This is a genomic window from Streptomyces sp. NPDC048507, from assembly GCF_043199995.1.
Classification (GTDB): Bacteria; Actinomycetota; Actinomycetes; order Streptomycetales; family Streptomycetaceae; genus Streptomyces.
On sequence record NZ_JBICWZ010000001.1, the window covers coordinates 92,029 to 105,122 of the forward strand.

A 13,094-nucleotide genomic window follows, 5' to 3' on the forward strand; every position below is an offset into this window, starting at 1 on the left:
CATGAAGCTCACCAAACGGCTGCACTCCTGCGTCCAGTTGGAGAAGGACGGGCGCACGCTCGTCATCGACCCGGGCGCCTTCAGCGAACCGGACGCCGGTCTCGGCGCGGACGTCCTCCTGGTCACCCACGAGCACCCGGACCACTACGAGGAGGGCCGGATCCGCGCCGCCCTCGACGCGAACCCCGCCGCCGCGCTGTGGACCCTGCGCGGTGTCGCGCAGAAGCTGTCCGCCGCCTATCCGGGCCGGGTGCACACCGTGGGCGACGGCGACGCCTTCGAGGCCGCCGGCTTCTCGGTCAGCGTCCACGGCGAACTGCACGCCGTGATCCACCCGGACCTGCCGCGGATCACCAATGTCGGCTTCCTCGTGGAGCACTCCCTCTTCCACCCCGGGGACGCGCTGACCGTGCCCGGGGCCCCCGTGGACACGCTGATGCTGCCGCTCCACGCCCCGTGGAACAAGATCGCCGAAGTGATCGACTACGTCCGCGAGGTCAAGCCGCGCCTGGCGGTCGACATCCACGACGCCTACCTCTCGGACATCGCCCGGCCCGTCTACGACACGGTCCTGGAAGGCCTCGCAGGAGCCCCGCACCGCCGCCTCGGGGCGGGCGAGAGCGCCGCGCTCTGACTGTCGGTGCCGGGCGGTAGGTTGGACGGCATGCGTATCGCCACGTACAACGTCAACTCGATCACCGCCCGGCTGCCGCGCCTGCTGGCCTGGCTGGAGACCTCCGGCACGGACGTGCTCTGCATCCAGGAGACCAAGTGCTCGGCGGAGCAGTTCCCCGCCGCCGAGCTGCGCGAGCTGGGCTACGAGTCTGCCGTCAACGCCACCGGCCGGTGGAACGGCGTCGCCCTGCTCTCCCGGGTCGGGCTCGACGACGTCGTGACGGGGCTGCCCGGCGGTCCGGACTACGAGGGCGTGGAGGAACCCCGCGCCATCTCCGCCACCTGCGGCGGGGTCCGCGTCTGGTCGGTGTACGTCCCCAACGGCCGAGAGGTCGAGCACGACCACTACGGCTACAAGCTGGAGTGGTTCCGGGCCCTGGCCGCGGCCGTCGCCGAAGACGCGGCCGGGCCGCGCCCGTTCGCCGTCCTCGGCGACTTCAACGTCGCGCCGACCGACGAGGACGTCTACGACCCGGCGGTCTTCGAGGGCCTCACCCACGTCACCCCGGCCGAGCGGGCCGCCCTGGAGGCCCTGCGCACCGCGGGCCTGTCCGACGTGTTCCCCCGGGCCCTCAAGTACGACCGCCCGTACACCTTCTGGGACTACCGGATGCTCGCCTTCCCCAAGAACAAGGGCATGCGCATCGACCTCGTCTACGGGAACGAGCCCTTCACCAAGGCCGTCAAGGACGCGTACGTCGACCGTGAGGAGCGCAAGGGCAAGGGCGCTTCCGACCACGCCCCCGTCGTCGTCGACCTGGAGATCTAGCCCCCCGGCCCGGTGCGTCCCGAACGGGGCGCGGTGATCAAGGCGCGCCCTGTGGCCAGCCGGGAATCCTGGTGCCAGGCTGGGCGATATGAACATCCCTTTCCTGGCCAACTGGCTGAACCGGCACGAAACGGAACAGGGTGCGGGGCTCGTCGTCGCCCTCGCGGATGACCCCGAGGGCGTCGCCGAGCTGTTCGCCGAGTGCGAGATGCTGCGCGCGCAGGCGCGGGCGGCCGGGCTGGAACTCGACCAGACCCCGGACTCCTTGGAATCCCTCGACCAGCTGATGCCCCGCTGGCGCAGGGATCCCGAGGCCGTCCCCTGGCTCGGCAACGACGCGGGCTTCTACCTCGGCACCGTGATCGTCCGCACCATCCCCGGTTCCTCCTGGCAGGTCTGGCCCAACGGCCAGCCCGTGATCCGGCTGGAGTCGGGCCGCGAGCTGAACGTGGTCGAGTCCGGGGTCTCCTGGGCGATGACCGGTTCCCCCGAGCTCAGCCAGGCCTACGCGGAGGCCTCCGAGGGCTGATCCCGGCCCGGTCCTTCCCGTAGGACTGAAGAGCCAATGCGCTTTATACCCCCTTTAGGCGTGTCGAGGTGAAGCCCCTCCGGCGGCTGGATAGTTTGCGCTGACCTCGACACACCGACAAGTGGGCAGGGCAGCGTATGGCCGTCGATCCGTTGATCGAGCTGCGGGACGTCAACAAGCACTTCGGGAAGTTGCACGTCCTGCGGGACATCGACCTCACCGTCGGCCGCGGGGAGGTGGTGGTGATCATCGGCCCCTCCGGCTCCGGGAAGTCCACCCTCTGCCGGACCATCAACCGGCTGGAGAGCATCGAATCCGGCACGATCACCCTCGACGGCCGGCCCCTCCCGGCCGAGGGCAAGGACCTGGCCCGGCTGCGCGCCGAGGTCGGCATGGTCTTCCAGTCCTTCAACCTCTTCGCGCACAAGACCGTCCTGGCCAACGTCTCCCTCGCGCAGGTCAAGGTCAGGAAGCGCGGGAAGGACGAGGCGGACAAGCGCTCCCGGGAGCTCCTGGACCGGGTCGGTCTCGCCGACCAGGCCGAGAAGTACCCCGCCCAGCTCTCCGGCGGCCAGCAGCAGCGCGTGGCCATCGCCCGCGCCCTGGCCATGAGCCCCAAGGCCCTCCTGTTCGACGAGCCGACCTCGGCGCTGGACCCGGAGATGATCAACGAGGTGCTGGAGGTCATGCAGCAGCTCGCGGCCGAGGGCATGACCATGGTCGTGGTGACTCACGAGATGGGCTTCGCCCGCTCCGCCGCGAACCGGGTCGTCTTCATGGCCGACGGGAAGATCGTCGAGGACCGCACCCCGGAGGCGTTCTTCACCGCTCCCGAGAGCGAGCGCGCCAGGGACTTCCTCTCCAAGATCCTCAAGCACTGAGGGGCGGCCCGATGAAACTCACCCTGCGCGCCCTCGCCCTGACCCTCGCCCTCCTCGCGGCCGCCGCCTGCGGCAGGTCGGGCAGCCCGCCGGTCAAGGGACCACAGCCCGAGGACCTGCCCGTCTACCACGTCGCCACCGACTTCCGGCTGCCGCAGTCACCGACCTGGCAGCGGGCCAAGAAGCGCGGGCACCTGGTCGTCGGGGCCAAGGAGGACCAGCCGTACATGGGGGAGAAGGACCCCGCGAGCGGCGCCTACTCCGGTTTCGACATCGAGATCGCCAAGATGATGTCCGCCTCGCTCGGCTTCGACCCCAAGACGATCGAGTTCAAGACGATCGCCTCCGCCAACCGCGAGACCGCCCTCCAGAACGGCCAGATCGACTACTACGTGGGCACCTACACGATCAACGACAACCGCAAGAAGCAGGTCGGCTTCGCCGGCCCCTACTTCATGGCCGGGCAGTCCCTGCTGGTCCGCAAGGACGAGAAGGACATCAACGGCCCCGAGGACCTGGCCGGCAAGAAGGTCTGCTCGGCCGCCGGCTCCACCCCCTACCAGCGGATCCAGAAGGAGTACCCGCGGGCGGTGCTCGTCGCCTACGACACCTACTCGGTCTGCGTGGACAACCTGCTGACCTACCAGGTCGACGCGGTCACCACCGACGACTCCATCCTCCTCGGCTACGCCGCCAAGGTCCCCGACGAGCTCAAGGTGGTCGGCAAGTCCTTCTCCCAGGAGCCCTACGGCATCGGCGTCCCGCGCTCCGACAACGCCCTGCGCTTCGCCCTCGACGACGCCCTCGCCGAGAACGAGAAGAACGGCAACTGGAATAAGGCCTACGAGGCCACCCTCGGCCTCTCCGGCGTTCCCGCCCCCACGCCCCCGCCCATCGACCGCTACCCGGCGAGCTGAGGGGAGAACGCACCGCCATGAACGTACTCACCGACAACTTCGCCCTCTACGGCAAGGGCTTCCTCGGCACCGTCGAACTGACCGTCTACGCCTCGCTCCTCGCCCTGGTCCTGGGCTTCCTGATGGCCTCCTTCCGCGTCGCGCCCGTCGGCTCCTTCCGCGTCTTCGGCACGGTGTGGGTGACCGTGCTGCGCAACACCCCGCTCACCCTGCTCTTCTTTGCCGTGCTGCTGGGCCTGCCCCGCTTCGGACTGGTGCTGCCCTTCCAGCTCTTCGCCGTCCTGGCGCTGGGCTGCTACACCTCGGCCTTCATCTGCGAGGCGCTGCGCTCGGGCATCAACACCGTGCCCAAGGGGCAGGGCGAGGCCGCCCGGAGCCTGGGCATGTCCTTCGGGCAGACGCTGGGCACGGTGGTCCTCCCGCAGGCGTTCCGCTCCGTGATCCCGCCCATCGGCTCCACCCTGATCGCCCTCGCCAAGAATTCGGCGATCGCCGGCGCCTTCAGCGTCACCGAGCTGCTGGGGACGTACAAGACCCTCAACGAGCTGGGCTACAGCATCATCTGGACCTTCGTCTGGATCGCCGTCGGGTACCTGATCATCACCCTGTCCATCAGCGCGCTCTTCAACGTGCTGGAGAAGCGCTACGGAGTCGCCCGATGACCGCGCACGCGCTGCACGGGGACACGCAGTCCACCGCCCTCTACGACCTGCCCGGCCCCCGCACCCGGCGCCGCCACTTCCTGTACGGGATCGGCTCGACCGTGGTGATCCTGGGTCTGCTGGCCTGGATCCTCTACCTGCTCTTCGACACGGACCAGTTCACCGCCGCCAAGTGGAGCCCCTTCACGTACAAGGGCATCCAGGAACTGCTGCTGCGGGGGCTGGGCAACACCCTCAAGGCCTTCGCGTACGCCTCGGTGCTCTCGCTCCTGCTCGGCGCCGTCCTCGCCACCGGACGGCTGTCGGTGCACCGGCCGCTGCGCTGGCTGGCGACGCTGTGCGTGGAGTTCTTCCGGGCCATGCCGGTCCTGGTGATGATCTTCTTCATCTTCGTCGCCCTGAAGGTGCAGCCGCTGCCCGCGCTGGTCGCGGGACTGACCCTCTACAACGGGTCGGTGCTGGCCGAGGTCTTCCGTACCGGCATCAACTCGGTGGACCGGGGCCAGCGCGAGGCGGCGTACGCGCTCGGCATGCGCAAGACGCAGGTCATGACCCACGTGCTGGCCCCCCAGGCGGTCCGCGCGATGCTGCCCACCATCATCAGCCAGCTGGTGGTGGCACTCAAGGACACCTCGCTCGGCTACCTGATCACCTACGAGGAGTTCCTGCACGCGGGCAAGCTCATCGCCTCCAACCTGGACTACGATCTCCCCTTCATCCCCGTCGTGATGATCATCTCCCCGATCTACATCGGCATGTGCATGCTGCTGTCGTGGGTCGCCACCTGGGTGGCCCGGCGGGAGCGGGGCAACCCCAAGACCTCCGCGGTCGAGGTCGCCCCGGCCCTCCAGGAGACCGCGCTGCCGCGGCGGTGAGGGTGCGCCCCGCCCCGGCGGCAGCCGTGGATCACTGCTCGCGCAGAGGTACCGAGACGTACGAGGGATCGGTGCGCGGCGAGGAGAAGGTCAGCTGTGCCCCGGCGGGGTTGTGCTCGATGTAGAGCGGGTCGACGGTGTCCACGACCAGGGCGAGCCGGTGGCCCGCGGGCACGTCGTAGGCGGTGGAGAAGAGGTCCAGGTCCACGCCGAAGGACTGCCCGGGGGTCTTCCCGTGGAAGGTGTACGGGGCGTTGCTGACCAGCTTGCCGAGGCCGAGGGGCCCGACGTCGTAGAGGTAGGCGACGAAGGTGCCGTCGCCCTTGGTGGGCGTGACGGTGGTGTGCAGGCGTACGGTGCCGCGGACGCGGCGCTCCTGCGCGTAGCGCTCCGACTGCCAGACGGCGGCGAAGGCGCGGGGGAGCAGGGGGATGGAGGCGACCGGCGGGGCCTTGGCGAACTGGTCCAGGACGCTGGAGAGCAGCACCACGCCGCCGTCGGCCCCGGAGTCGACGCCTGCGAACACGTGCTCGCCGTCGGTCAGGGCGATCTTCTCGGCGCCGCCGGAGCCGACCGCCTTCCAGTCGGCGTAGCCCTCGTAGCCCTCGTCGCTGCGGGACTTGATCTGGACGGGGGCCTCGGTGTCGACGCCGTTGCGGTCGCCCTTGAGGTAGCGGTCGAACCAGCGGTGGGCGTTGGTCCAGGTGTCGTTGGGCAGGCCGAGCAGGCCGGTGCCCTCGGCGGTGGCGTGGTCGCCGGGGCGGAACTCCAGCCGTTTGGGGCCGGTGAGCTTCTCGTAGAAGGCGGCGTACTGGTTGGGCGGGAAGATCGTGTCGCCCCAGGCGTTCCCGAGCATGATCGCGGCGCCGTTGGCGTTGATCCGGTCCACCTGCTCGGAGGCGGAGCGCTTGCGGCCCCAGTCGATCATCGCCTGTTCGTTCTCCAGCTTCGAGCCGAGGAAGTCGCCGAGGATCTTCTGGAGTTCGGGGCCGGGGCGGCCGGTGAGGTAGCCGGCGGCGCCGAGCAGTCCGGCGGCCTGGAGGTGCTGCGTACGGCCGGAGTAGATGGAGTCGATGAGGTTCGCCCAGCCGCTGAGGGCGACCACGGCCTTGACGCGGGGGTCGTGCGCGGAGGCCAGCAGGCTGATGCCCGCCCCGTACGACACCCCGCCGAGGCCGATCCGGGCCGGGTCGGCGGGGGTGGTCGCGAGGGCCCAGTCGATGACGGCGGAGACGTCCGCGATGTCGGCGGGGCCGGCGGTCTCGATCTGGCCGCCGGAGAGCCAGAAGCCGCGCGAGGTGTAACTGACCACCACGTAGCCGGAGTCGGCGAGCTTGCGGGCCTGGGCCACGTACTCGATCTGCGGCATGCCCCAGCTGGTGGGGAGCACGATCAGCGGGTACGTGCGGCCGGGTACGGCTCCGGCGGGGGTGAAGACGTTGCCCTTGAGGGTGATGCCACCGGATCCCGGGATGTCGTGGAAGCGCAGCTCCGGGGAAGCGGCCGGGGAAGCGGCCGGGGCGGCGGGTGCGGCGGCGGGGGCCGCCTGGGCCTGATGGGGGGACAGGCCCAGGGCGGCCGCCGCGAGCACGGCCGCCAGGGCCGTTGCGGTGGTGGGGCGGACTCTCATCGATCGCTCCTCGCGTGCGCCGGTGTCCGAAGTGACCCGACGGTAACGGGAGGGGCTTACCGGAGGTAACCCGCCAGTAAGTTACGTAGAGGTAACAATTGAACGAGAGTCAGTCCCCGGCTCCGCGGGGGTCAGCCGTTCTGGGCCGCGCCGCCGGCCAGCGCGCTCTTGGCCTTCCACTCGTCCCACGACAGGTTCCACTCGCCGTAGCCGTTGCCGAGCTCGGCATTGCCCTTGGAGCCCTTGCCGACCACCTCGAAGGCGTCACCGGTCTGCACCATGTCGTAGAAGGACTTCGCGTTGGCGTCGCTCATCCCCACGCAGCCGGAACTGGTGTTGGCGCTGCCGAAGTTGGCGTTGTTCCAGGGCGCGGCGTGCGCGTACATGCCCGACCAGGTCAGCCGCATCGAATAGTCGACCATCTTGTCGTAGGAGTCGCCCAGGCCCACCGTCTGGGAATCCATCCGGATGGTGCCCTCCTTCGCCATCAGCACCATCTTCCCGGACCAGGACGCCTTCTGGCCGCCCGGAGTTCCGGCCGAAATCGGAATCGTCTTGACGACCTGGCCGTCCTCGGTGACCGACATCTTCTTGGTGTCGAGGCTGACCTCCATCCGGCGGTCCTTGCCTATCTTGAATTCGGTGTTGTAATCGCGGGCGAAGAGGCCGCCGCCGGTGCCCGAGTCCACCCCGTTGAGGTTCATCTCGACCTTGACGTCGGTGCCGGACTTCCAGTAGTCCTTCGGCCGCCAGTCCACCCGGTCCTTGCCGGAATAGTCCTTGAACCAGCCCCACGAGCCCTCGGTGCCGTTCGAGGCCGTGACCTTCAGCTGCTTCTCCACCTCGGCCTTGTTCTTCACCGGGTTGTCGAAGACCAGCGAGACCGGCATCGCGACGCCGACCGTGCTGCCCTTGGGGATGTTGATCGAGACCTTGTTCACCTTGTCGGCGGGCGAGGTCTTGAACTGGGCCGTGGCGCTCTGGCTGTCGGAGTTCTGCGCCTCGACCTTGTAGTCGGTGCCGGGGGAGGCGTTGCGCTCCGAGGTCCAGGACTTCCCGTCGGCGGCTATCCGGCCCGGCAGTTCCCCGCCCTTGCCGTCCGTCACCTTCACCTGCGCCAGCTTGCCGTCGGCGATGGTCACCTTCACGGGCTCGCCCGCCTTGACCTGATCGCCCGTGAGGTTCACCGAGACCGCCATGGCCGGCTTGTCCTTCGCGTCGCCGCTGCCGGAACCGCCGCTGCCCCCGTCCGAACCGCCTCCGCAGGCGGTCAGCGCGGCGGCCAGAAGTGCGGTGCCCGCCAGCATGGCGTGGCGGCCCCTGCGACGCGGCAGTGCGGTGCGGCGTGTACGGCTCAACGAAAACCCCTCCAAATAATGATCGTCCGTAAACAAGGAGCGAACGGAACGACTTTAGGTTGCGCTTCCGCCGGAAAATGTCCGCCGGCGCCTTGTGACGTGCACCGCAGCGGAACAGTTGCCATTCGGTCACATGGCAGACCGCATTCCGGAAGGGACTTTCGTCCCGCCGTCCGGGCCGAACGGCACTACCCCGGCCGCCACATCACCCCCCGCAGTGACCGGGGTACCCTCCACCTTCGACCCGGTGAAGGGAATGCACCCCCCATGGACAGCGCGATCCGTACGGAGCCCGGGGCGGCGGCCGCGCCGCCGGACGCCCGCCGCGGCGAGACGCCCGGGCGGGCGGGCTCGGTGCTGCGCAGCGGGGCGCTGATGGCGGCCGGCTCCGTCGTCTCCCGGGCCATCGGTTTCGTCCGCTCCGCCGTGGTCGTCGCCGCGATCGGCACCGGGGTCCTCGGCGACGGCTACACCGTCGCCAACACCGTCCCGAACATCCTCTACATGCTGCTCATCGGCGGCGCCCTCAACGCCGTCTTCGTCCCCGAGCTGGTGCGCGCCGCCCGGGAACACCGCGACGGCGGCGCCGCGTACACCGACCGGCTGCTGACCGCCTGCACGGTGGCGCTCCTCGTCCTCACCGCCGTCGCCGTCCTCGCGGCCCCGCTGATCGTCGGGACGTACGCCCCCTCCTACGGCGGGGCCCAGAAGGACACCACCGTCGCCCTGGCCCGGTACTGCCTCCCGCAGATCCTCTTCTACGGGCTCTTCACCCTGCTCGGCCAGGTGCTGAACGCCCGGGGCCGGTTCGGCGCCATGATGTGGACCCCCGTCCTCAACAACCTCGTCGTCATCGGTGTCTTCGGCCTGTTCCTCTACGTCTCCCACGGCCCCGCCGAGGGCCTCACCGCCGACGGGACCCGCCTGCTCGGCATCGGCACCACCGCCGGGATCGTGGTCCAGGCCCTCGCCCTGGTCCCCGCCCTGCGCGCGGCCGGCTTCCGCTGGCGCCCCCGCTTCGACTGGCGCGGCAGCGGCCTCGCCCGCCCCCTGCGCAACGCGGGCTGGCTGGTGCTGCTCGTGCTGGCCAACCAGATCGCCTACTGGGTGGTCACCCGGCTCTCCACCGGCGTCGGCCACGACCTCGGCAGCGCCGGGTACGCCGCCTACACCAACGCCTACCAGCTGTGGGTGGTGCCGCAGGGCATCGTCACCGTCTCCCTCGTGACCGCGCTGATGCCCCGGATGAGCGCCGCCGCCTCCGACGGCGACCTCGCGGCGGTCCGCGCCGACGTCTCCTACGCCCTGCGCTCCAGCGCCGCCCTCGTCGTCCCCGCCGCCGTGCTCTTCGCCGCGCTCGCCCCCTGGCTCATGGACTGCGTCGCCGGATACGGCAACAACGACCCCGCGTCCGTCACGGCGATGGCGGGCATGCTGACCGCCTTCGCCCCCGGCCTCGTCGCCTACTCCGCCCAGTACGTCCTCGCCCGCGGCTTCTACGCCCTCTCCGACACCCGGACCCCCTTCTTCCTCAACCTGGTCGTCGTCGCCGTGAACGCCGGGCTGTCCTACGCCGCCTACCTCTTCCTGCCGCCGCGCTGGGCCGTGACCGGCATGGCCGCAGCCACCGCCCTCGCCTTCGCCGCGGGCGCCGCCGTGACCGCGTACGCCCTCGCCCGCCGGCTCGGCCCGCGCGGGGGGACCCGTCGCGCCACCGCCCTCGGGACCCACCTGCGCCTGCTCGCCGCCTGCCTGCCCGCGGGCGCCGCCGGCTACGCGGCCGCCCGCGCCGCCGACGGCCTCGGCTCCTACGCCACGGCCGGGGCGGGAACCATCGTGGTCGCGCTGTTCGTCGTACTCCTCGCCGGGCCGCTGCGCCTGACTGAGATCACCGACCTGCTCGACTCCCTGCGCCGCAAGAGCGGCCGATAGCGGGAGGAGGCGTACGAAACACCCTGGGATACTGAACGGATGCCACGCGTACTGCTGATCGAGGACGACCCTTCCATCCGGGAAGGAGTGGGACTCGGGCTGCGCCGCCGCGGACACGAGGTCAGGGCCGCCGACACCGGCGAGGCCGGTCTCGCCCTCATGGGCGGCTTCCACCCCGAACTCGTCCTGCTCGACCTCATGCTGCCCGGCATCAACGGCGTCCAGGTCTGCCGCCGGATCCGGGAGACCAGCGAGGTCCCGATCATCATGCTCACCGCACGCGGCGACGACTTCGACATCGTCGTCGGCCTGGAGGCCGGAGCCGACGACTACATCGTCAAGCCCGCCCGGACCGAGATCATCGAAGCGCGCATCAAGGCCGTGCTGCGCCGCCTCAGCGATCCGGTGGGCCGCCCCGGGGTGGAACAGCACGCGGAACTCACCGTCGACCGCGCCGGACTGACCGTCGCCAAGAACGGCGAACGCGTCCCGCTGGCCCCCAGCGAGATCAAGCTCCTGCTCCACCTGTCGGCCTCGCCCGAGCAGGTCTTCTCCCGCCAGCAGCTGCTGGAGTACGTCTGGGAGCACAGCTACCACGCCGACGCCCGGCTCGTGGACGCCTGCGTGCGCCGGCTGCGCAACAAGATCGAGGACCCCGCGGGCAGCCCCCGCTACATACAGACCGTGCGGGGCTTCGGCTACCGCTTCGGACCGCTCTAGGCCGGCGGACGTGCGAAACCTCGCGCCGCTCGGGCTGCGCACCCGGCTGATCGCCGCCTTCCTGCTGGTCGCCGCGATCTGCGCGGTCAGCACGGCCGCCCTCACCTACCGGCAGGCCCGCAGCGCCGTCCTCACCCAGAGCCAGGACACCGCCGTCAGCACCCTGCGCGACCAGCTGGAGGCGCAGGCGCTGACCCTGCCGATGGACCGGGCCCAGCTCCAGCGGGTCGTCAGCGAGGTGGGCAAGCGCGGCAAACCCCACCCCTGGACCGTCTACGCCGAGTACGGCGCCCTGCGGGTCTCCTCCAACGTCACCCCCACCACCAGCACCGTCCTCACCGACGCCCTGCGCGCCCAGGTCGCCGACCAGCCGCACGGGGCCTTCCAGCGCGTCGAGGACGAGCGGGGCGAGCCGTACCTGACCATCGCCATGCCCGCCGTCTTCTCCCACAACGGCACGCGCGAACCCACCGGCGTCGTCCTCTACGCCGTCATGCCCCTGCTCACCGAGCAGCAGACCGTCGACGCCATGGTCCAGGCCGCCCGGCAGGGCGCCATACCCGGCCTCGCCATCGCCGTCGTGCCCGCCCTGCTCGCCGCGCGCAGCGTCCTGCGGCCCGTGCGCAACCTGCGGCGCGCCGCCCAGAACATGGGGCGCGGCCGCCTCGACACCCGCATCGAAGTCCGCGGCGCCGACGAACTGGCCGGACTCGCCCGCACCTTCAACGAGACCGCCGGGGCACTGGAACAGTCGGTGGCCGAACTGCGCGAGGCCGAGAGCCGGGCCCGCCGCTTCGCCTCCGACGTCTCCCACGAACTGCGCACCCCGCTCGCGGGGATGCTCGCCGTCACCGAGGTCCTCGACGAGGACGCCGAACAGCTCGATCCCGACACCGCGAAGGCGCTGCGGCTGATCAGCGCGGAGACGGGGAAACTGGCCGTGCTCGTCGAGGACCTGATGGAGATCTCCCGCTTCGACGCGCGCGCCGCCGAACTCAACCTGGACGACGTGGACGTGGCCGAGGCCGTCCGCAAGACGCTGGAGCGCCGCCACTGGGACGACGACCGGGTCCGCGCCGACCTCCCGGACGAGGTCCGCGCCCGGCTCGACCCGCGCCGCTTCGACGTCGTCCTCGCCAACCTCGTCGGCAACGCCCTGCGGCACGGCGGCGCGCCCGTGCGGATCACCGTGCGCACCGGCCCCGGCGCCGACGGGGAGCGGCTGCTCATCGAGGTGGCCGACAGCGGTCCCGGGATCTCCGAGGAGGTGCTCCCGCACATCTTCGACCGGTTCTTCAAGGCCGACGCCGCCCGCACCCGTTCCGCGGGCAGCGGACTGGGCCTGGCCATCACCCTGGAGAACGTCCGGCTGCACGGCGGCACGCTGAGCGCGGCCAACGGGCCCGCCGGGGGAGCCGTGTTCACCCTCGACATGCCGCTGGAGGCCACCGCGTGACCCGGTTCGTCCCCCGACGGCGCCCGCGCCCCAGCCCCGGCCCGCGCCCCGGTCCACGCCCCGGCCCGCGCCTCGGCCGGCCGGGACGCCGCGCCGCCGCGGCCGTGACCGCCGCCCTGCTGGCGCCGCCGCTGGTCGCCGGCTGCGGGATCGAGCCCACCGGGGTCGTGGAGAGCGGCGCCGCGGCCCGGGTCCTGGTCGCCGCGCCCTCCCGGACCCCGATGGCCTACTTCGTCTCGGGCGAGGGCCGCCTGATCCCCGCGCCCGATCCCGAGTACGCGGACAACAGCCCGCAGGGCAGCCTGCAACTGCTGCTGCGCGGGCCCGGGCCGGTGGAGCTGGAGGCCGGGCTCGGCACCAGGCTGCCGCCGGTGGAGGGGGTGCTCGGCGGCAGCGTCAGGGCCTTCTACGCCGCCCGGGACCGGCTGGAGGTCCGCGTTCCGTTCCCGGTGGCCGCGCTCGACCCGCTCGGCCTGCGCCAGCTCGTGTGCACGGCCCTGTCCACGGCGGAGCCGACCGCCGAAGTGGTGGTGAACGGGCCGGACACCACGCTGGAGCCCTCCCGCTGCGACGCCGGTCACTGACCGGTACGGGCGGACGCGGCACGGCGGACGCGGCACGGCGCGGGACCGCCGCCGGGGAGCGCCGGGGAGCGCCGGGGAGGGCCCCCTTGCGGGGCGGACCGCGCGG

General features: G+C 71.1%; 13 protein-coding genes. 11 read left to right on the top strand and 2 right to left on the bottom strand.

Features of this window, described 5'->3' with window-relative positions:
• Nucleotide 1 precedes the first annotated feature (1 nt).
• The 7 genes from ACGFXC_RS00430 to ACGFXC_RS00460 all read left to right on the top strand — a co-directional run bounded on the left by ACGFXC_RS00430 (nt 2) and on the right by ACGFXC_RS00460 (nt 5,308).
• Complete coding sequence (locus tag ACGFXC_RS00430) at nt 2-634, top strand: MBL fold metallo-hydrolase (protein ID WP_393708056.1); 633 nt, start codon at nt 2-4, stop codon at nt 632-634.
• A gap of 30 nt (nt 635-664) precedes the next feature.
• Nucleotides 665-1,444, top strand: coding sequence for an exodeoxyribonuclease III (locus ACGFXC_RS00435; RefSeq protein ID WP_393708058.1), 780 nt, complete (start codon nt 665-667; stop codon nt 1,442-1,444).
• An 88-nt stretch (nt 1,445-1,532) separates the two neighbouring features.
• Entirely contained in the window at nt 1,533-1,973 is a 441-nt protein-coding gene (locus tag ACGFXC_RS00440; RefSeq protein ID WP_393708059.1) for a DUF6278 family protein, read from the top strand.
• Nucleotides 1,974-2,110: 137 nt separating this feature from the next.
• Complete coding sequence (locus tag ACGFXC_RS00445; protein WP_393708061.1) at nt 2,111-2,854, top strand: amino acid ABC transporter ATP-binding protein; 744 nt, start codon at nt 2,111-2,113, stop codon at nt 2,852-2,854.
• An 11-nt stretch (nt 2,855-2,865) separates the two neighbouring features.
• The gene (locus ACGFXC_RS00450; RefSeq protein WP_393708063.1) at nt 2,866-3,771 is read left to right on the top strand and encodes a glutamate ABC transporter substrate-binding protein; all 906 of its coding nucleotides are present in this window, start codon (nt 2,866-2,868) and stop codon (nt 3,769-3,771) included.
• A 17-nt stretch (nt 3,772-3,788) separates the two neighbouring features.
• Nucleotides 3,789-4,433, top strand: a complete 645-nt coding sequence (locus tag ACGFXC_RS00455) for an amino acid ABC transporter permease (protein WP_393708065.1) — start codon at nt 3,789-3,791, stop codon at nt 4,431-4,433.
• Nucleotides 4,430-5,308, top strand: a complete 879-nt coding sequence (locus tag ACGFXC_RS00460; RefSeq protein ID WP_393708066.1) for an amino acid ABC transporter permease — start codon at nt 4,430-4,432, stop codon at nt 5,306-5,308. Before ACGFXC_RS00455 ends, ACGFXC_RS00460 begins: the two co-directional genes overlap by 4 nt.
• A gap of 31 nt (nt 5,309-5,339) precedes the next feature.
• Here ACGFXC_RS00460 and ACGFXC_RS00465 read toward each other — a convergent pair whose 3' ends face one another.
• Nucleotides 5,340-6,938, bottom strand: coding sequence for a CocE/NonD family hydrolase (locus ACGFXC_RS00465; RefSeq protein ID WP_393708068.1), 1,599 nt, complete (start codon nt 6,936-6,938; stop codon nt 5,340-5,342).
• 131 nt (nt 6,939-7,069) lie between these two features.
• A complete protein-coding gene (locus ACGFXC_RS00470; protein WP_393709554.1) occupies nt 7,070-8,245 on the bottom strand; it encodes an Ig-like domain-containing protein in 1,176 nt (391 codons plus the stop codon).
• A gap of 318 nt (nt 8,246-8,563) precedes the next feature.
• On the opposite strand from ACGFXC_RS00470, the gene murJ reads away from it, so the two are divergent.
• The 4 genes from murJ to ACGFXC_RS00490 all read left to right on the top strand — a co-directional run bounded on the left by murJ (nt 8,564) and on the right by ACGFXC_RS00490 (nt 12,988).
• Nucleotides 8,564-10,228, top strand: coding sequence for a murein biosynthesis integral membrane protein MurJ (murJ, locus tag ACGFXC_RS00475; RefSeq protein WP_393708070.1), 1,665 nt, complete (start codon nt 8,564-8,566; stop codon nt 10,226-10,228).
• 39 nt (nt 10,229-10,267) lie between these two features.
• Complete coding sequence (locus ACGFXC_RS00480; protein WP_393708072.1) at nt 10,268-10,948, top strand: response regulator; 681 nt, start codon at nt 10,268-10,270, stop codon at nt 10,946-10,948.
• A 10-nt stretch (nt 10,949-10,958) separates the two neighbouring features.
• Nucleotides 10,959-12,404, top strand: a complete 1,446-nt coding sequence (locus ACGFXC_RS00485) for an ATP-binding protein (protein ID WP_393708074.1) — start codon at nt 10,959-10,961, stop codon at nt 12,402-12,404.
• 104 nt (nt 12,405-12,508) lie between these two features.
• Entirely contained in the window at nt 12,509-12,988 is a 480-nt protein-coding gene (locus ACGFXC_RS00490) for a hypothetical protein (RefSeq protein WP_393708075.1), read from the top strand.
• Nucleotides 12,989-13,094 lie beyond the last annotated feature (106 nt).